Raw genomic sequence first — 19,673 nt, forward strand, 5'->3', positions numbered from 1 at the left:
CCCCCATCTTTTTTTTGTCTGAAGCGTGAGGGCAATTGGGTTTACACCGAGCAGCTGCTGCTCGGTTCTTTCGCTTGAGTGGTGCAGGGAAGCCGTTTTTTTATTTTCGTGGCGTCCTCTTGAACTTTCTTGGCACTCCCCCTGTTTTTAAAGATGTGCTGGGCCAAGCCTTGTTAAAAGCGCTGTTTAGGTTTCGAAACATTGCTTTTTTGGGGCGAATCTGTTTTAAAAGTAGGCTGTATCTCTCCCTTGATGGGGAGGATTATCCAAAAATTGCTAGCCGTCGGATGTTCCCGCTCTTATGCGTACACGAATTCTGTCAGCGCTGATTCTCGCGCCCCTGGTGCTGGGCATCATCTTTCGAGGGGGGTTTTGGGGCATGCTGTTGCTGCTGGCCACCCTTACGCCATTGATGTTTCGTGAGTGGCAGCGGATGGTGGGGCAGGCTGGGTATGGGGCGCTGCTCTATCTCACCTTAGGGGGCTGGAGTTTGTTGGCCTTGGCCGCCAAGGGGTGGTTGGCCTGGAGTGGTGCGCTATTGTTCGTCTGGAGCGCGCTCTATTTGGTGCAACACACCTTGCGCTACCGGGGCGAAAGCCACGGGTTGCAGGCGGTTACGCAAGTGGGGCAAAGTGTGTTAGGGCTGCTCTATGTGGTGATACCGCTACAGTTGCTGCTGGTGGTGCACAGCACCGAGGCAGGCTCAGCCTGGATACTTTTGCTGCTGTTGGTGATGTGGAGCACCGATTCTGCGGCTTATTTTACCGGGCGTTGGTTGGGTAAGCATAAGTTTTCGCCCCATGTGAGCCCTAAAAAAACCTGGGAAGGCTTTTGGGGCGGGACGGTGGCCGGTGCTGCGGCCTCGGTGGCGGTAAGCTATGGGGCAGGGTTGCCTATGCCCTTGATCCATGCCATTGGTGCCGGTGTGATCCTGTCGGTGGCGGGACAGTTGGGGGATTTGGTGGAATCACTGTTAAAAAGAGAAGCGGGCATCAAGGACTCAGGGAACATCATTCCCGGCCATGGTGGTTTGTTGGATCGACTGGACAGTATGATTTTTACGGCACCGGCCTATTATCTCTACCTTAGCGCCTTGGGGGTCACTTGAGCAGCAAGGGGATCGCCATATTGGGCTCCACGGGCTCCATTGGAGTCAATACCTTGGATGTCTGCGCCCAGCATCCGGATCGCTACCGAGTGGTGGCACTCAGCGCAGGGCAAAACAGCGCCCGCATGATTGCACAGGCCAAGCATTTTCGGCCCGAAGTGGTTGCCATGGCCGACACCAAGGCCGCCGCAGAGGTAACCGAAGCATTGGCAGGGGAAAATATCCGAGTTTTAGCGGGCGAAGAGGGGGTGATCGAGGTCGCCAGTTGGGCGTCGGCTCAGATGACGGTTTCGGCCATTGTCGGTGGGGCGGGGTTGCGCCCCACATTGGCAGCCATTCGGGCGCGTAAAGATATAGCCTTGGCCAACAAAGAGTGTCTGGTTATGGCGGGCAGTCTCTTTATGGCCGAGATTGGTCGCTATCAGGTACGTCTGATCCCGGTTGACTCAGAACACAGCGCCATTTTTCAGGTCTTCCAGAACAGTAACTGGATGCGCCGGTTGGTGTTAACCGCCTCAGGTGGCCCGTTTCGAGGCTGGAGACGCCAGCAGTTGCATGGGGTCACCCCCGCCCAAGCGGTGGCACACCCCAATTGGAGCATGGGGCGTAAAATCTCCGTTGACTCCTCCACCATGATGAATAAGGGGCTGGAGGTCATTGAGGCCCATTGGCTCTTTGGTTTGCCCGCTGAACAGATTGATGTGGTGGTGCACCCACAGAGCATTGTGCACTCTATGGTTGAATATCAGGATGGCTCGGTGTTGGCGCAGATGGGGGTTCCGGATATGCGCACCCCCATTGCGGTGGCGCTGGCTTGGCCGGAGCGCATTCCAACCACGGTGAAGAGTCTGGACCTGCCAAAATTGGGGCAACTTGACTTCTATGATAAACCGGATAAGCGTGATTTTCCCTGCCTTGAGTTGGCCTACGAGGCACTGCGACGGGGAGGTATTGCGCCGGTTGTGCTCAATGCCGCCAATGAAATCGCCGTGGCGGCTTTTCTGGAAGGGGCGATTGGCTATCTTGAGATTGCTGATTTGATTGTGAAAACCATGGATTATTTAGGGCATGCGCCCATTGAGAGCATTGATCATCTGTTTGCGGTAGATCTTCAGGCACGCATGACGGCACAGCAGTTGGGGCGTTTGGCCCATTAACAGAAACGGCTCTAAACCCCTTAAACGGCGACAAGCATCGTTGAGTGTTTAGAGGAGTAGACCATGTGGTTAACCCTAGTAGGCAGGTATTATCGTGAATGAGGCCTTTTGGGCGGTTGTCGTCCTGGGAATATTGATCTTTGTCCATGAGATGGGCCATTTTTTGGTGGCGCGTTGGATGAAGGTACGGGTGCTGGTCTTTTCCCTGGGCTTTGGCCCTAAGCTCTTGAGCTGGCGTGGCCGGGGCGGGGCGGAAGGGACCGAATATTGTTTGAGCCTCATTCCACTGGGTGGCTATGTCAAAATGTTTGGCGAAGCCGGTGTGGTCGAGGATGAACAAAACGGTGAACGTGCCTTAACGGAAGAGGAAAAGCAGGGCTCTTTCGCCCATAAATCCTTGCAAGCGCGTTTTGCGGTGGTGTTGGCCGGCCCCTTGTTTAACTTTATCTTTGCGATTTTTGCCCTGTGGGCGGTCTATGCCATGGGGGTTGAGAAGATGTACGCCGATGTTGGCAAAGTGATTGAGCAAGGCCCAGCGGCGATGGCGGGCGTACAGGTTGGCGACCGCATCATCAAGGTGGATGGTGAAGCGGTTGAGGATTGGATGGCGATGCGAGAGCGCATTCGTGCGTCAAGCCATGGTGTGATTAAGCTTGAGGTGCTGCGTGGGGATAAACAGCTCACCTTGACCTTAAACCCAGAGATGGGGGATACGGTCACTAAGTTTGGCGAACCCACTAAAAAGGCACGCATCGGTATTGCACCAAGTGGTGAGACTTTTGCGGTAGAGTATGGGGTAGGCGAAGCCTTTTGGTTGGGGATAGATAAAACCTGGGAGTTCTCAACGCTCATTTTTACCTCGATAAAAAAAATGATCACGCAAGAGATTCCCGCCGATCAAATCGGTGGCCCCATTGCCATCGCCAAGATGGCTGGCAGTACAGCCGAGATGGGTTTTGCCAGCATGTTGATGTTTATGTCCCTCATCTCGGTTAACCTGGGGGTATTAAATCTTTTGCCGATTCCGGTGCTGGATGGTGGGCACCTGCTGTTTTACGTGATGGAGGCGATTAAAGGCGGCCCCATTAGTGAAAAAGCCCAGATGATTGCCATGCGCATAGGACTTTCTTTACTGTTAGCACTAATGGTGCTTGCATTTTACAACGATTTGGTCAGACTGTTCGGATCGTCCGCTTCCAATTAGTCACCCTGTGACAGGTGTTAAAGATGAAACCTGCCCTTTTTTTTCGAATCACTACGCTGTTTGTTCTGACACTGCTGTTGTTACTACCGGTCGGTAGTGCCTCGGCTCAGTCCAATGGGGAGACCATTGTTAACATTGACGTGCAAGGCGCGCGTTGGATCGAAAAAGAGACGGTTAAGAGCTATCTTGAATTGGAACCAGGAGATGCCTTCCAAGCTCAAAAGTTGGCGAACTCCCTACGAGCTTTGCACAAAACCGGCTTTTTTAAGGATGTAAAATTTGAGCGTGAGGGCTCCACCCTGGTGGTTAAGGTTGTGGAAAACCCCATGATTCACGAGATTACCTTTTCTGGTAACGATGCCTTAGGGACCGATGAGTTGAAGGGGATGATCAAACTCAAGGTGCGAGATATCTATAACCAAAGCAAATCTCAGAGTGACTTGGCTAACTTGCAGCAAGCTTACCGTATTAAGGGTCTGTTTTTAGCCAATATTGATCTAGAGGTTAAAACTCTTTCTGATAACCGTGTGGCACTCACCTTCGATATTAAGGAAGGGGAGAAGTCTAAGGTGCGGGAGGTTCGCATCATCGGTAACAAAAATATCAGCGAGAAAAAATTGCGCAATGCCCTCAGCATTCAACCCACCGATTGGCTCTCTTGGTTGACGGAAAAAAACACCTACGACAAAGAGAAACTGCTGTACGATAAAGAGCAGTTACGCAATGTCTACCAGGATGAGGGATTTGCGCGGGTTGAGGTTAACTCCTCCATTGCCGAACTGACCCCCGATAAAAAGGCGTTTGTGATCACCCATGCGCTTACGGAGGGGGATCGTTATAAATTTGGCAAGACCACCATTTCAGGGGATTTTGACGAACTGCCCGAGGCCAAACTCTATGAAGCCTTAAAGATTTACGAAGGGGAGTGGTTTTCTCGTTCTGCGGTACGTCTATCCATTGAGAAACTCACCGATTTGGTTGGTGATTTTGGTTACGCTTTCCTAGATATTCAGCCACGCATTGACTATGACGATGAAGCCAAGCTGGTTGCCCTGCATTTTGAGATCATCAAAGGGCGCCGTGTTTATGTCAACCGTGTGGATGTGGTGGGCAACACCCGTACCCGTGATAGTGTCATTCGCCGTATGGTACAGGTGGTCGAGGGGGACCGTTTTTCATCGACCAAGGTACGTCAAACCAAAAAAGATCTACAACGGTTAGACTTTTTTGAAAAGGTTGAGATTGAGACACCCCAGACTCAAGATCCCGATCAGGTCAATGTTAAAGTTAAGGTAGAAGAAAAACCCACGGGTTCGTTCTCCATTGGTGCGGGTTTCTCTACAACAGATAAAATTGTGACCTCGGCCAGTATATCCCAGAAAAACTTTTTGGGGCGTGGTCAAAATCTCTCGGCTTCGGCGGCGCTCTCTGCGAGTACGGCGGATTTTGATATTTCGTTTACCGAACCCTATTTTCTGGGTAAGCCCATTTCGGCGGGGATTGATCTTTATAACCGTAAGGTGGAAGATTCAAGCACCTCATCCTATGACCGCTCCACCTATGGTATGGGGCTGCGCCTTGGGGCACCTCTGTCCGATGAACTCTATAACAGCGTTTCCTATAACTTACGCCATGTAGAGATCCATAATGTGGATTCTACCGCCTCAACCTACATTCAAGCGCAGTATGCCAACAGCCCCTATCTGCAATCCATGTTAAGCTACAACTTAAACTGGAACATGTTACAGCAAGAAGAGACCGGTTTGGTTGGGGGGCGTAGCCATAGCGTGACCACGGATCTTTCTGGTTTGGGTGGGGATGTTAAATTTGTCCGGGTCTCCTCGGATAACCATCTCTATCACTCCATTAGACCCATGGGCAAACTGGTGGCGCACTTACGCTTAAAGGGCGGTGTTGTTGAAAGCTGGGATGGTGATGTGCCCATTTATGAAAAGTTTCAGCTTGGCGGGCCACAGTCGGTCAGAGGCTTTAAAAATAGTGGCCTAGGCCCACGGGCCATTGTCGATGGGGACTCCATGGGGGGGAACTACTACGCCATGACCAATATGGAACTCATTTTCCCCATGATCGGCCTGGAGGACAAAGGGGTTAAGGGTATTACCTTTATTGATGCGGGTATTTTGAGTAACTTTGACCCGCTTGGGGTGGATGTCAATGAATCGGGGGCGCCACGGGTATCGGCTGGGGTTGCTGTCGATTGGAAATCCCCGTTTGGGCCCCTGCGCTTTAACTTGGCTTTCCCGGTTAAAAAAGAGAATTGGGATAGTCCACGGGCCTTTGACTTTAGTGTAGGAACCGCGCTGTAATATCAAACAGGTTTATCTTATTCGGTGGCACAGCAAGGGTGTTGCCCTTGGCATAAACAGGATACAATGGCCCCCAAAATAGAGCAGGGGGGTTGTTGGTCGCTGACGTACCGCCCCTTTCATGGGGTGGTACGTCACCCTGGCGAGGGTCCTGTGTCTGTATGATTGAATCTGGTTGAGGAAAGCGCATATGTGGAATCGTTGGACACCATTACTCACTGTTTTAATGATGGCGCTGCCGTTGGTGCCGTTGGCGCAAGCAGGCTCCATAGAAGTGAGCATTGCTGTGATTGATAAACAACAGGCTATTGCTCAATCCATCGCCGCGCGTTCTGCGCAGACCATGTTGAAAAAAAAATTGGACACCCGACAGAAGCTTGTTACCGAGAAAGAGCAAGAGCTCAAAGCGTTGCGTTTGGACCAGCAGCAGAAAAGCCGGTTGCTTACGCAAGATGCACGGGATCAACTGCGGATTTTATTGTCGCGTAAAGAGCGGGATTTCCAACGTTTTTTTGAAGATAGCAACCGTGATCAACAAGCCGAAGTAACGCGGGTGACCCGTCGCATCACCAACGCCGTACGTGATGTGATTGAAGATATCTCGCGACAGCGTGGCTATAAGCTGGTGTTGGAAAAACGGATGACGGCCTATGCTGACCCGAGTATTGATATTACAGATGATGTGTTAGCCATCGTTAATGAGCGTACCAAAGACTGGTATCAGGAATAGAGAATGTCTACAGATCCCATCTCCTTGCAGGAAATCATGTCGTTTCTGCCCCATCGCTACCCTTTTTTGCTGATTGACCGTATTGTCGAAGTGGAGCAGGGTAAGCGAATTTTGGCCATTAAAAATGTGTCCTTCAATGAACCCCATTTTCAGGGCCATTTTCCAGACCATCCGGTCATGCCTGGTGTGTTGATTCTGGAAGCCATGGCTCAGGCCGGTGCGCTGTTAGCGGGCTATACTGATCCCGACTCTGTGCGCGGTCAATTGGTCTATTTTATGGCCATCGACAAAGCCCGTTTCCGCAAACCCGTTTTACCGGGTCATCAACTGAATATTGAGATGACCCTGCTCAAACGGCGCCGCGAGGTTTGGCGCTTTGGGGGGAAAGCGATGGTTGACGGAGAGGTCGCTTGTGAGGCCGAGGTGATGGCAATGACGCGAAAGAGAGAAGAGAGCCATGAGTGAGGCATCTGTACACCCAACCGCTGTGGTTGAATCGGCCGCACAGCTGGGCGAGGGTGCCATCGTTGGCCCCTATGCCGTGATCGGTCCAGATGTGGTGATTGGCAAAGGGGTCGAAGTAGGGGCCCACGCGGTTATTCAGGGCCACACGGTGGTGGGTGACGGGAGTGTTATTTCCAGTTTTAGTTCCATTGGCTTACCCCCACAGGATCTCGGTTACAAGGGTGAACCCACCCGCGTGGAGATTGGCCAACGTTGTCAGATTCGTGAATATGTGTCGATCCATCGTGGCACCCCCAAGGGGGGTGGTTTAACCCGCGTTGGGGATGATTGCATGATTATGGCCTATTCCCATGTGGCCCATGACTGCCGGGTAGGTGATCATGTTATTATGGCCAATGGGGCGACACTGGCCGGTCATGTAGAGATCCAGGAGTATGCTGTGATTGGTGGTTTGACGGCCATTCATCAATTTGCCCGGATTGGCCGCCATGGGTTTATTGGTGGGGCCTCGGCGGTATCCATGGATGTCATCCCATTTGCTTCGGCGGCCGGCAACCGTACCAAAGTGACGGGGGTAAACGTGGTTGGGTTGCGTCGTCGTGGTTTTAGTGAAGAGGCGATTAAAGCGATCCGCCACTGTCACAGACTGATCTTCCGCTCCGGTTTGCGGTTAGAGCAAGCGCTGGAATCCATTGAAAAAGACCCCATCATTCACTTTCCTGAGGTGGTGTCGATCTTAGAGTTTATTCAGACCAGTCAGCGGGGGATCTGCCGCTGATTGCACGGCTGAAACTTTGGTTCCATGCCTTGCGTACCCCTGTGGGGAGGTTGCCCCACGGGGGTACGCGGGTGGGCATCATTGCTGGCAGCGGTGCGATTCCTGCGCTGCTCATTGATAAGTTGCGCCATTGTCACCATACGGCTGTGGTTGTGGCTGCCCACGTGGGTGAGGCCGATCCCAAACTGACCCAGTTAGCCGATGCCATTGAGTGGGTTAGATTGGGGCAATTTAAGCGGATTCTACGCTTTTTTCACGCTCAAGGGGTTACCCACATTGTTATGGTGGGGGGCATTACCAAGACCCAGATCTGGAACATTCGCCCCGATACCCTCGCTTTAAAGATTGCTACCCGTCTCAAACATATGCAGGATGATCACCTGCTACGGGCCATTGCCGAAACCTTAGAAGAGCGTGGTTTTGTGGTTTGTGGTGCCCATGAATTGGCCCCCGAGCTGTTAGCCCCGGTGGGCATTTTGGGCCACCACCGCCCAAATTCTGAGTTATGGCAAGATATGCGGTTGGGCTGGCAGATGGCCAAAGCGATCGGTGCCTTGGATATTGGTCAAGGGGTGGTGGTACGTGAGCGCGTGGTGTTGGCGGTGGAGGCGGTGGAGGGCACCGATGCTATGCTGCAACGCGCAGGCAAGTTAAGCCGGGGTGGTGGCTGTTTGGTCAAGGTGAGTAAACCACAGCAAGACTTACGCTTAGATATGCCCACCATTGGCGTGGCGACCATTCAAAATTTGCATCGTGCGGGCCTGCGTGGTTTGGCGGTGGAGAGTGGTTCCACGTTGATCGTAGACTATATCGGCATGTTGGCAGAAGCCGACCGACTAGGGATTGTGGTGGTTGGCTGTGATGCCGCCCAGATGACGGATAACATGGGAAGGGAAGGGCCATTATGACACATGATATCAATCCCTATGCGGGACGTGCTTTGCGGGCTGGGGTTATTGGTGTAGGTTATCTTGGTCGTTTTCACGCACAAAAGTTCAACAAAATAGCTGGGGTTGAGCTGGCGGTGGTGGTGGATAACGATGCCGCGCGCGCGCGCATGGTGGGGGAAGAATTAGGCGTACCCTATAGCACCGATTATCGGGATGTGCTGGCTGATCTGGATCTGGTCTCTGTGGTTGTGCCAACCCCCTATCACTACAAAGTGGCCAGCCACTGCCTTGCAGCTGGGGTGCATGTGCTCCTCGAAAAGCCCATCACGGTCACGGTCGAAGAGGCCGACGAGCTGGTTACGCTGGCCGAGCAGAACAACATGGTATTGCAGGTTGGACATCTTAAGCGGTTTCACCCTGCTGTGGTTGCGCTCAAGCAGAGCGGTTTGTTGAAAAAAAGCCCGCGCTTTATCCAAGCGCAGCGGCTGGCCCCTTTCAAGTCGCGGGCATTAGATGTGGATGTGGTGCTGGATTTGATGATTCATGACGTGGATCTGATACTCAATTTCATGGATGCCGAAGTGGCATCGGTGGAGGCCATTGGTGCCCCTGTGCTCACCTCGCATATTGATATGGCCAATGCTCGCTTGCACTTTACCAACGGCTCTATTGCCGATATCACGGCATCGCGGGTGGCCCGCAATGCGGTGCGGCAGATCCGCATGTTTCAGGATGACGCCTATATCAAACTCGATTTTATTACCAAGGGCATCCGCATCTCTAAACGGGTTGAGGGCAACATGCAACTGGATGGGGTAACCGTACCTGCCATGGTTGAAGAGCAGCTTCCCATACAGGATTATGATACACTGGAAGCCGAGGTAAGCGCCTTTTGCGCGGCTGTTGCAGGAGGGACGCCGCCTTTGGTAAGTGGCCGGGATGGTCGCAAGGCACTTGAGGTTGTGGAGCGCATTCGGCAGAGCATCTTTGGCCGTAACGCCAGTCAGTAACCGTATTGCCCTTTGGGGGACATGGGGGAAATTATGGGACGCCCACTGCGTATCGCCATTGTAACGGGCGAGGCCTCTGGCGATCTGCTGGCAGCCTCGTTGGTGAGTGGACTGAAAAAGCGTTTCCCGCGCATGCAGATCTATGGAATCGGCGGACCTCGCATGAAGATGTTGGGGTTGGACTCTATGGCCGATGCCCAGGAGCTTTCTATCATTGGTGTGGTGGAGGTGCTTAACCGGTTTCCTCGCATCCGCACCATTTTTAATGCGCTGCTTAAACGTCTGCAAAGCGAGCCCCCCGACCTTCTTATTACCGTTGATTTACCCGATTTTAGTCTACGCATGGCGCGCAAGGCTAAACAGTTGGGCATTCCCACCGTACACTATGTGAGTCCACAGGTGTGGGCTTGGCGTTCTGGGCGGGCTAAAACGATTGCGAGCTATCTGGATTTGCTGCTCTGCCTGTTCCCCTTTGAGCCACGCTATTATGCCAATACAGGCTTAGAAGCCCATTTTGTGGGGCATCCTCTCGTCCAGGAGGCGGTGCCAAGTTACAGCCGCTCGGAGGCCCGCAAGATTCTTGGGGTTTCCGAAGCGGGACAGTTGGTTGCGATTATGCCTGGATCGCGCCGTAGCGAGATCCAGCGGCTTTTGGAGACCTTTTTACGTACCGCTGAACGTCTGTGGAAACGGCGCACCAACCTATCTTTTGTCTTGATCCAAGCCGAAACCATCAGCGATCAACAGTTGTATGAGGTGTGGCCTGAAGCATTGCGCGATTTACCCGTTATTGTGCGTCATGGCAATGCCTATAACTGGCTGGCGGCCAGCGATGCACTATTGGTAGCTTCAGGGACGGCCACCTTGGAAGCGGCGTTGATTGGGATTCCCATGGTGGTAGCTTATAAGGTTAACCCATTGACCTACCAGATCGGCAAGCAGCTTATTAAAAGCAAATTTATTTCGCTGCCCAACCTTATTGCGCAGTCAGCCATCGTTGAAGAACGCATTCAGCAGGACGCCAACCCCGAACAGTTATCAGAAGATTTGATCCAGCTTTTAAACCGCCCTCAAGAAGCAATGGCCATGCGCGAAGCCCTACGGGTTGTTAAGCAGAGCCTACTGCCGCCGACCCACGGTGCGGTCGAAGTGGTCAGTGATTTTATTTTGCATAAAGTAGGCTACCGTCCAGGTGGATAAGCTCGCGGCAGAGGGGCGGGCTATGTTGGTGAAACATTAGGATGTGTAAAATTTGTTACAGAGGTGTTTCATTCAATATTAGAATATGTTTAAATGAGCCGTTGCAGTACCTTTTGAGCAGGGCCAGCGGGATGGGGCCACACTTTCTACACTTGAAACCCTACGGATTCAAAAGATAGGGCTTTCTTTGATACTTTCAGGAGCAAACGACTATGGCAACCATCGATTTGACCAAAGACAACTTTCAAGAAACCGTAACCGGTGACAACATTGTCATCGTCGATTTTTGGGCCTCGTGGTGTGGTCCATGTAAGGCGTTTGCGCCGATTTTTGAAAAAGTGTCGGAAAGCAATCCCGATGTGGTGTTCGCCAAGGTTAATACCGACGAGCAACGGGAGCTGGCCATGGAGTTTCAAATTCGCTCCATTCCGACCCTGATGATTTTCCGGGATAACGTTATCATTTTTTCCCAACCCGGCATGCTACCCGAACAGGCTCTGGTTGAGTTGATCGGCAAGGCCAAAGAACTGGATATGGACGAAGTGCGTAAAGAGATCGCCAATGCTTCCCAAGCAGAGGAGCACTAAGCAGCGGCTAAACTTACACGCGGCGGGGGCTCCTAGGCGCGGGTCAAGAGCAGGAGAGAATCATCCAGGGTATGTGGTGGTGTCGTAAAAAGCGGTATTGGAGAGAACATCTTCGATACCGCTTTTTTGTTGAGAGCTGCTGCCGTCATTAACAAGGCGGGTAGGGGGGCAGATCGTGGATAGCGAACGTTACCAATCCATGGGCCGGGCAGGGGAGCCCAGAGCACCACAAGAGCTAGCCCGGATATTTCATGAATCCCTTCGATGATCGCGATGAAATATCCGGGCAAGCCATGTTTGAATCCGTAACAACAGGGGGTGTCATCCTTGTTATCGTCGATGCCAAGAGAGACACCCCCATCGTGTGAGGGTTATTTGATGCGCTGCCCTGGCTGGGCACCACTATCTGGGGAGAGAATGTGAATATCGGTCCCGCCAGGGCCTGCGGCTAAAACCATTCCCTCTGAGATACCGAATTTCATTTTACGGGGTGCCAGGTTGGCCACCACAACGGTTAAACGGCCCTTGAGTTGCTCGGCGCTATAGCTGGATTTAATGCCCGCAAACACCGTGCGGGTGCCCAAGGTTTCGCCCAAATCGAGGGTCAATTGCAAAAGTTTGTCTGCGCCTTCTACCTCATGGGCATCGGCAATGCGGGCGACCCGCAGGTCCACCTGCATAAAGGTGTCAAAATCAATGCTCGCAGCAAGCGCATCCTTGTCAGCGGATTTTTTATTTTTTTCTTCTTTTTCTTTGGTTTGCTGCTTGGGTTGCGGGGTAGGGGAGGGGGCCTCTTCGCGCGCGGCCTCAACCATGGCATCGACCTTTTCTTTCTCGACGCGGCTCATCAAATGCTTAAACGCATTGATGGTAACCCCTTGTAAGGGCGCAGCGGTATCCTGCCAAACGAAGGGTTGGGGCGCATTAAAGAGCTGCTCAACCTGGTTGCTCATATAAGGCAAAACAGGTTTGAGGAAGATCATTAAGGTTCGGAACAGATTTAATGTAACAGAGCACACCTGTTGCAGGCGCTGGCTTTGCAAGGGATCTTTAGCCAACACCCAGGGCGCATGGTTTTCGACATATTGATTGGCGCTATCGGCCAAACGCATGATGGCCTGCATGGCTTTGGCAAATTCACGCTTTTCGTAGAGAGCGGCGATCTCTTCGCCGGCTTGGTGAAATTGCTGAAAAAGCCCGTCGTCTTCTGGATAGTCCGCGCACAATTGCCCCTCGAAACGTTTGACGATAAAACCCGCGGTGCGAGAGGCCAAATTAACCACTTTACCCACCAAATCACTGTTTACCCGCTGAACAAAATCATCCAGATTAAGATCCAGATCATCCACGCGGGAGGTTAGCTTGGCGGCATAGTAGTAACGCAGATATTCTGGATTTAAAAACGCTGAATATTGGCGTGCATTGATAAAGGTACCCCGTGATTTGGACATTTTTTGACCGTTAACGGTCAAAAAGCCATGGGCAAACACTGCGGTAGGGGTGCGAAATCCGGAACCGTGCAACATGGCTGGCCAAAACAGGGTATGGAAATAGAGAATATCTTTACCGATAAAGTGATAGACCTCTGCCTTATCATCGCGGCGCCAATAGTCATCAAAGTTTATGCCCTGTTTTTTACAGTGGTGCCAAGTAGTTGCCATGTAACCTGTTGGGGCATCCAACCAGACATAAAAATATTTGCCGGGCGCATCGGGAATCTCAAAACCGAAATAGGGGCCATCGCGGGAGATATCCCAATGTTTAAGACCTTGTTCAAACCACTCATTGAGTTTAGCGGCCATCTCAGGTTGTAGGGTGCCTGATTGAATCCACTCTTTCAGGTAGTCACTAAAGTCCTGTAATTTAAAAAAGTAGTGCTCAGAGGATTTTTCCACAGGCTGTGAGCCACATACCGCACATTTGGCCTCTTTTAACTCCGTGGGGCGATAGGTGGCGCTGCACACCTCGCAACTATCCCCATACTGGTCCACCGCTCCGCAGTGGGGACAGGTACCGCGGATAAACCGGTCAGGCAGAAACATGGCATCATGTTCACAGTAAGCCTGTTGGATGGTATCCACTTCAATATGGCCACCATCCCTATTTTTCAGGTAAATTTCTTCGGAAAGCAGGCGGTTCTCTTCTGAATTGGTGGTGTAATATTCGTCAAATTGCACGAAAAAAGCTGCAAAATCTTGGGCATGCTCTTTGTGCATTTGGTTGACCAATTGCTCAGGCGTAATCCCTTCTTTTTGTGCACGGAGCATAATGGGGGTGCCGTGGGTATCATCGGCGCACATGTAAATGCACTCCTCCCCACGAAGTTTGTGAAAGCGAACCCAGATATCGGTCTGAATATATTCTACCAAATGGCCCAAATGAATGTGACCGTTTGCATAGGGAAGAGCACTGGTAACTAAAATTCGGCGCATGATTGTTTCACGTCATGTAGAGGGGGGTTAAGGATGAATCCTGGTATAGTATCAGGATGATGAGCTAAAAAGAAGGAGGCATAAGCCCATACCCCGCAAACAGGGATGCTCTTGTTGGCATTCTCTCTACTCAGAAGGTGATTTAGCAGCGCATGGATGAGGGAAAGCCAAGCTCCCGCGAGCATTCGCGATCACCATTGCTTGTTTGTTGAGGGGGCAATTAACAAGGTGCTTTTAGCCGCGCCTGGGGATTGAGGGATCATCCGCGAGCATTGGCGATCTGCATGCTTGTTTGTTGGGGGCATTAAGTGATGGGCGCACACTTCGCTTGCGCACACATTTGTAACAAAGCTGTTTTTCGCCAACCGTCCATTTGTAACAATTTATGGAATGATTTATTTGTAACGCATTGCAACCCTTTTGTAACACGGTGGAAAGTCGCCTTTGTGTATTATGTCGCATAAGATGTATTATGTTAAATTTTGTATTCTGAGCTAATTATCTGAAATTTGATGATATTCTCAAAACCTTTCCACCTCCACATCCTCCTTTACGTGACCCCATGGAGATCTTTAAAGCTACCACGTCATCCTTTATCAGCCCCACGCCACCGCCTTCCCCCCGCTGGCGGCCCCATGAACATTTTTTAAAGCACGGCACAGCTGAAGCTTTTATGACCTAAAAATTTATACATTTTTAACAAGCTTTCCATTTGACTTAAAAAAAATGTACGTCTTTTACCTAAATACACAGAACTTATACCATAAAATACCGATCTAAAGTTCACGTCGCATTTGTTCTCTGCCCGAGGGGGATTATGGGATGGCCAATAGATAATCAGCCCCTTTCTTCTAGGGGTCTCGCTTTTATGAATCGACACAAAATAGCATTGCAACGCTTAACCCTGTTATTTTCGGGTGTTTTGGACTTATTATTGCATTTTAGTCGCGGAAGCTTTATCCGTCGTCTATAAGAAGAAGATTAGAAACTGTTTCATCCTTAAATGTTACTACCCTAAAGACTTGTTGGCTGAGTTGATAGGAGGTGGCCAACCAAGGATGCAGTTGTTATAATTCGAGACACTGGCACGGCTGTTTTTATGCTGATGGTCTCTCTTTTTTTTAAGGATTACGTCATTCAATCCTGTGGTCGTTGCATCTTTTTTAGCAGAGGATAGGTCGGTGAGTGATCACGCAGAAATGCTACAGCACATTACAAATGCCAATAAAACATGTGCTTTGCTGGTTGAACAGCAGAGCATGGATGCTCTGCTTGAGCAAATTCTTGTAACCGTTCAAGATTTGAGCATGGCCGATGGTGCGACACTCTATTTAATGACAGAATCTAGAGATGCCCTGGAATTTGCGATCATGCGCACCCGCAGTTTGGGGCTTGCCTACGGTGGCACAACAGGCACGCCCCCCCCCTACCCTAATCTCTCCCTCTATGCCAACGACAAACCGACCCACCACCTTATTGCCGTGGAGTGTGCCCATCGTGGCGTAACGCTCAATATCGCCGATGCCTATAAGGTCGATCAGCTTGATTTTACAGGGACACGTGATTTTGACGAACAAAACCATTACCGAACTCAATCGGTATTAAATATTCCGTTAAAAGGACATCATGAAGAGGTCGTGGGCGTTATTCAGCTTATTAACGCACAGACGCCAGAGGGAAATTGCGTTCCTTTTTCGGCAGAAGTTCAAGCGGACGTTGAACGATTTGCCGCCCAAACAGCGTTACTCGTTGCTACCCAGCGCATCATGCAAAAAGGGGTCGATAGTGATGGTGCTGAGTTAGATTTTTTAACCCATATTAACAAACTCAATGAGATCGGCATCGCTCTTTCATCGGAGAAAGATACCAACCGACTCTTGGAAAAAATTCTGCTCGGCTCCAAAGAACTGGCCAATGCCGATGCCGGTACGCTCTACCGCGTTAACGAAGCCCAGGATGCACTCAAGTTTGAGATTATCCGCACGGACTCCCTCAATATTGCGATGGGGGGAACCACTGGGGTTGATATCACCTTCCCCAACCTGCCCCTTTATAAAGAAGGTAAACCCAATCTACAGGCCATTGCTGCTTACGCGGCCATTAAAGGGGAAGCGGTCAATGTTCCCGATGCCTATCAAGCGGATGGTTTTGACTTTTCTGGGGCACGAGCCTTTGATAAAAATACCGGCTATCGCACCACCTCGGTGCTTGCGGTGCCCATGAAAAACCATGAAAATGAGTTGATCGGCGTTTTGCAGCTTATTAATGCCAAAGATCACACGGGTAAAATTGTCCCCTTTGGTTCAGAAGGCCAACAACTGGCAGAGTCTCTTGCCTCTCAAGCCGCCATTGCCTTGACCACCCAAAAGCTGATTAACGATCTTAAGCTGCTGTTCGAGGCCTTCATCCAAGCCATTGCGGGTGCCATTGACGATAAATCACCCTATACAGGCGGGCATTGTCATCGGGTACCTGTGCTGGCTGAAATGTTGGGTAAAGCCACTTCGGATATGGATCGCGGTGAGTTTAAGGATTGGACGCTTAACGATGAGCAGATGTACGAATTAAAGATTGCCGCTTGGTTGCACGATTGCGGCAAAGTCACGACCCCTACGGAAGTGGTCGATAAAGGAACCAAGCTGGAGACCATCTACGACCGTATCCATACCGTGGACACCCGCTTCGAAGTACTCAAAAGAGACGCCAAAATTCGCATGTTGGAAGGCAAATTGGCAGCGTTGGAAAAGGGCGATACAGAGACCCCATTTTTACTGGAAGAGCGCTACCACTCTCTCATCGAGCAGTATGACGATGACCGCGAATTTATCCGCAAAGCCAATATTGGCGGTGAGTTTATGGCAGAAGAGGCCCAACAACGGGTGCGCCAAATTGGCCAATATCGCTATCTGGATGCCGATGGTGAGGAGCAAGAGTTTCTCTCGGACAATGAGGTCTATAACCTCAACATTCCCAGAGGGACCATCACCCCTGAAGAGCGTGAGATCATTAATAGCCACGTGGTGGCCACCATTAAAATGCTCTCTAGCATCCCCTTCCCCAAACAGATGAAGGATGTACCGGAGATTGCGGGCAACCACCATGAAACCCTCATTGGTACCGGCTACCCCAATAAACTGACGAAAGACAGACTCTCTGTACAAGCACGGATTATGGCCATTGCCGATGTCTTTGAAGCGCTAACGGCACGCGATCGTCCCTATAAAGATGGCAAGACGCTCTCTCAGGCTTTAAAGATTTTGGGCTTTATGAAAAAGGATCAGCACATTGATCCTGAGCTCTTCCGCATCTTTATTGAAAGTAAGATCTACCTTGAGTATGCCCAACTCTATCTGGATCCTAAACAGATTGATGAGGTGGATCACACTAAAATTCCCGGCTATGAGCCCATTCCCAATGATAACGACGCCCAGTCGGCTTAAATAGAGAACAGTCACAAGACGAGGCATCTACCCAAAGACTCCCAGGCACCAAATGGCGAACGGGGGTCTTTGGGTTCTCAGAAGGCAACCGCCTAAGCCTCTCTATGGTTGAAAAGGAGAGGTCTGGTGGAAAAAATCAAAAAGACCATTTGGTTTCGTTATGCGGGTAGTTTTCTGTTAGTACTGATTTTTTTATTACTTTCCCTAAATATCATTCCCAGCACTCTATTCGTTCAATTGGATCATCAGATCTATGACACCCAGCTGCGTACCACGATGCCCGGACGCTTAGAGAGCCAAATCGTTATTTTAGATGTCGATGAGCGTTCACTTGCCCGTGTGGGTCGCTGGCCATGGCCACGAAATCAATTGGCGCAACTGGTTAATACACTTTTTGATCAGTACCAAATCAATAGTTTAGGCTTTGACTTTGTTTTTGCTGAGGAAGACAAAGCGGGCGGCTTAGAGGTTTTAGAACACTTAGCAACAGGTCCTTTAAAGGATTTTCCCCTCTTTCAAACCACCTTTGCCAAATTGCGCCCTACTCTGTTGCATGACACCATCTTTGCGCGCGCCCTTACGGATCGACCGGTCGTCATGGGCTACTATTTTAAACAACGGAATGATAAAGGCGGGCAGAGTGGGCAATTGCCCCCGCCCTTAGCAACGTTGGATAAGCTCGAAGCCCAGCAATTCCCCGGCATGCAGCCTGAATCTTTTGGCGCAAATTTACAAATTTTGCAGAACCAAGCCCGAGAGGGTGGTTTTTTTGACAACCCCTTGGTGGACCAAGATGGCGTTTTTAGGCGTGTGCCTTTGTTACAGGTACACAACGGCGGGATCTATGGTTCTTTGGCACTTAATCTTTTACGTACCGCATTGGGCACCCCTACCCTTTCCATTTCCCCCACAGGGGATGCCATCTGGCTGGATGATGGTGCGTTTCGCATTCCGGTCGATCGCGATATGGCGGTATTGGTACCCTATATGGGGCCACAAGGCAGTTTTCCCTATATCTCAGCTGCGGATGTGCTGGAAGGTCGCGTGGCACAGGATAAGCTGGAGGGACGCATTGTGCTTATGGGTACCACTGCTCCAGGCTTGTTAGATCTGCGTTCAACCCCGGTGCAGCACGTCTACCCTGGGGTTGAGATCCACGCCAACATCATCGCCGGTATTATGGATGGCCGTATTAAATCGCGCCCGGCTGAAATGTTCTTGATTGAGCTAAGCGCGCTGCTGGTATTGGGTATTCTGCTAACCCTGCTGTTGCCGCGCCTAAGCCCTATGTTAGGCACACTCTTGACGGCCAGTTCGTTGGCTGCGGTGGTGGTTGCTACTTTGTTGACTTGGCAAAAGGGTATGGTGATGCATGTGGGGCTGTTACTCAGCTTAACCATTCTGCTTTACATCTACCACATGGCCTATGGTTTTTTTGTGGAATCCCGCAGTAAGCGTCAGATATCCAAAACATTTGGACAATATATTCCATCTGAATTGGTGGATGAAATGACCGCCAGCGGCAGTGATGTCTCCATTGGTGGTGAAAGCCGCACCATGACGGTACTCTTTTCAGATGTGCGCAGCTTTACCACCATTTCAGAAGGATTAAAACCCGACGAATTAACCAGCCTTATGAATAGCTTTTTAACCCCCATGACACGGGTGATCCATGAAAACCGGGGCACCATTGATAAATATATGGGGGATGCCATTATGGCCTTTTGGGGGGCTCCCTTACACGATCCAGAGCATACCCGTCATGCGGTGCGCTCAGCCTTTCAGATGATTGAAGCGATGCAGGCTCTCTCTGTGGCATTTAAAGCCAAAGGCTGGCCCGAGCTAAAAATTGGTGTGGGGATTAATACCGGCACCATGAACGTGGGCAACATGGGCTCTGAATTTCGTATGGCCTATACCGTGTTGGGAGACGCCGTTAACCTCGGCTCACGGCTTGAAGGGCTGACCAAACAGTATGGGGTGGATATTATTTTGGGTCAGGGCAGCAAGGCCGAAGTGGTTGATTTGGTCTGCCGGGAGTTGGATCTGGTACGGGTTAAAGGCAAGGCGGAACCGATCGCGATTTATGAACCGGTTGGCTTTACAAGCGAGGTTGATGAGGCGCGTTTGAGCGAGTTAGAACAGTATCATCAGGCATTATCACTCTACCGTCAACAGCAATGGCAAGAAGCTGAAGCGCTCTTAACGGCACTGCAAACCGCTGAACCCTCACGGATGATTTACCAAATTTATCTGGATCGTATTGCGCACTTTAAGGTCGAACCCCCTGACGAACTGTGGGATGGTGTCTTTACCCACACCTCTAAGTAAAGAGAGAGCCCTTT

At 50.8% G+C, this 19,673-nt stretch carries 14 protein-coding genes; 13 read left to right on the forward strand and 1 reads right to left on the reverse strand.

Going from position 1 to position 19,673, the window contains the following annotated elements:
* Positions 1-301: 301 nt before the first annotated feature.
* From MMC1_RS09410 to trxA, 11 genes are all read left to right on the forward strand, one after another.
* The gene (locus MMC1_RS09410; RefSeq protein WP_041641104.1) at positions 302-1,108 is read left to right on the forward strand and encodes a phosphatidate cytidylyltransferase; all 807 of its coding nucleotides are present in this window, start codon (positions 302-304) and stop codon (positions 1,106-1,108) included.
* The gene (locus MMC1_RS09415) at positions 1,105-2,265 is read left to right on the forward strand and encodes a 1-deoxy-D-xylulose-5-phosphate reductoisomerase (RefSeq protein ID WP_011713498.1); all 1,161 of its coding nucleotides are present in this window, start codon (positions 1,105-1,107) and stop codon (positions 2,263-2,265) included. Before MMC1_RS09410 ends, MMC1_RS09415 begins: the two co-directional genes overlap by 4 nt.
* 94 nt (positions 2,266-2,359) lie before the next feature.
* Positions 2,360-3,469, forward strand: a complete 1,110-nt coding sequence (gene rseP / locus MMC1_RS09420; protein WP_011713499.1) for an RIP metalloprotease RseP — start codon at positions 2,360-2,362, stop codon at positions 3,467-3,469.
* Between the two features lie 23 nt (positions 3,470-3,492).
* Positions 3,493-5,796, forward strand: coding sequence for an outer membrane protein assembly factor BamA (gene bamA / locus MMC1_RS09425; protein ID WP_011713500.1), 2,304 nt, complete (start codon positions 3,493-3,495; stop codon positions 5,794-5,796).
* A 190-nt stretch (positions 5,797-5,986) separates the two neighbouring features.
* Entirely contained in the window at positions 5,987-6,526 is a 540-nt protein-coding gene (locus MMC1_RS19990) for an OmpH/Skp family outer membrane protein (RefSeq protein WP_011713501.1), read from the forward strand.
* 3 nt (positions 6,527-6,529) lie between these two features.
* Positions 6,530-6,991: a 3-hydroxyacyl-ACP dehydratase FabZ gene (gene fabZ, locus MMC1_RS09435; RefSeq protein ID WP_011713502.1), complete on the forward strand. Its 462-nt coding sequence runs from the start codon at positions 6,530-6,532 to the stop codon at positions 6,989-6,991.
* Complete coding sequence (lpxA, locus tag MMC1_RS09440; protein WP_011713503.1) at positions 6,984-7,769, forward strand: acyl-ACP--UDP-N-acetylglucosamine O-acyltransferase; 786 nt, start codon at positions 6,984-6,986, stop codon at positions 7,767-7,769. The genes fabZ and lpxA overlap by 8 nt, the downstream gene beginning before the upstream one ends.
* Positions 7,770-7,840: 71 nt before the next feature.
* On the forward strand, positions 7,841-8,677 hold the full coding sequence (locus MMC1_RS09445; protein ID WP_011713504.1) for an LpxI family protein: 837 nt from the start codon (positions 7,841-7,843) through the stop codon (positions 8,675-8,677).
* Positions 8,674-9,669 carry a Gfo/Idh/MocA family protein gene (locus tag MMC1_RS09450; protein ID WP_011713505.1) on the forward strand — a complete coding sequence of 332 codons (996 nt, stop codon included), beginning with the start codon at positions 8,674-8,676 and terminating at the stop codon, positions 9,667-9,669. Before MMC1_RS09445 ends, MMC1_RS09450 begins: the two co-directional genes overlap by 4 nt.
* A 33-nt stretch (positions 9,670-9,702) precedes the next feature.
* A complete protein-coding gene (gene lpxB, locus MMC1_RS09455) occupies positions 9,703-10,869 on the forward strand; it encodes a lipid-A-disaccharide synthase (protein WP_011713506.1) in 1,167 nt (388 codons plus the stop codon).
* Between the two features lie 212 nt (positions 10,870-11,081).
* Positions 11,082-11,456 carry a thioredoxin gene (gene trxA, locus MMC1_RS09460; protein WP_011713507.1) on the forward strand — a complete coding sequence of 125 codons (375 nt, stop codon included), beginning with the start codon at positions 11,082-11,084 and terminating at the stop codon, positions 11,454-11,456.
* A gap of 371 nt (positions 11,457-11,827) precedes the next feature.
* Here the strand turns inward: trxA and metG are convergent, their stop codons facing one another.
* Positions 11,828-13,891 (reverse strand): methionine--tRNA ligase, encoded by a 2,064-nt coding sequence (gene metG / locus MMC1_RS09465; RefSeq protein WP_041641108.1) that lies wholly within the window; start codon positions 13,889-13,891, stop codon positions 11,828-11,830.
* 1,178 nt (positions 13,892-15,069) lie between these two features.
* Between metG and MMC1_RS09470 the strand changes: the two genes are divergently transcribed.
* Together MMC1_RS09470 and MMC1_RS09475 are read left to right on the forward strand one after the other, a co-directional pair.
* Positions 15,070-17,328 (forward strand): HD family phosphohydrolase, encoded by a 2,259-nt coding sequence (locus MMC1_RS09470; RefSeq protein WP_081436260.1) that lies wholly within the window; start codon positions 15,070-15,072, stop codon positions 17,326-17,328.
* Positions 17,329-17,454: 126 nt separating this feature from the next.
* Positions 17,455-19,659 (forward strand): CHASE2 domain-containing protein, encoded by a 2,205-nt coding sequence (locus MMC1_RS09475; RefSeq protein ID WP_011713510.1) that lies wholly within the window; start codon positions 17,455-17,457, stop codon positions 19,657-19,659.
* Positions 19,660-19,673: the final 14 nt, after the last annotated feature.

It is taken from the genome of Magnetococcus marinus MC-1 (genome assembly GCF_000014865.1).
Taxonomy (GTDB): domain Bacteria; phylum Pseudomonadota; class Magnetococcia; order Magnetococcales; family Magnetococcaceae; genus Magnetococcus; species Magnetococcus marinus.

What these genes read in the sequence shown, in the direction of transcription:
- MMC1_RS09410 (WP_041641104.1), top strand. Translation starts at nt 302, where the DNA reads ATGCGTACACGAATTCTGTCAGCGCTGATTCTCGCGCCCCTGGTGCTG.
- bamA (WP_011713500.1), top strand. Translation starts at nt 3,493, where the DNA reads ATGAAACCTGCCCTTTTTTTTCGAATCACTACGCTGTTTGTTCTGACA.
- MMC1_RS19990 (WP_011713501.1), top strand. Translation starts at nt 5,987, where the DNA reads ATGTGGAATCGTTGGACACCATTACTCACTGTTTTAATGATGGCGCTG.
- fabZ (WP_011713502.1), top strand. Translation starts at nt 6,530, where the DNA reads ATGTCTACAGATCCCATCTCCTTGCAGGAAATCATGTCGTTTCTGCCC.
- lpxA (WP_011713503.1), top strand. Translation starts at nt 6,984, where the DNA reads ATGAGTGAGGCATCTGTACACCCAACCGCTGTGGTTGAATCGGCCGCA.
- MMC1_RS09450 (WP_011713505.1), top strand. Translation starts at nt 8,674, where the DNA reads ATGACACATGATATCAATCCCTATGCGGGACGTGCTTTGCGGGCTGGG.
- lpxB (WP_011713506.1), top strand. Translation starts at nt 9,703, where the DNA reads ATGGGACGCCCACTGCGTATCGCCATTGTAACGGGCGAGGCCTCTGGC.
- trxA (WP_011713507.1), top strand. Translation starts at nt 11,082, where the DNA reads ATGGCAACCATCGATTTGACCAAAGACAACTTTCAAGAAACCGTAACC.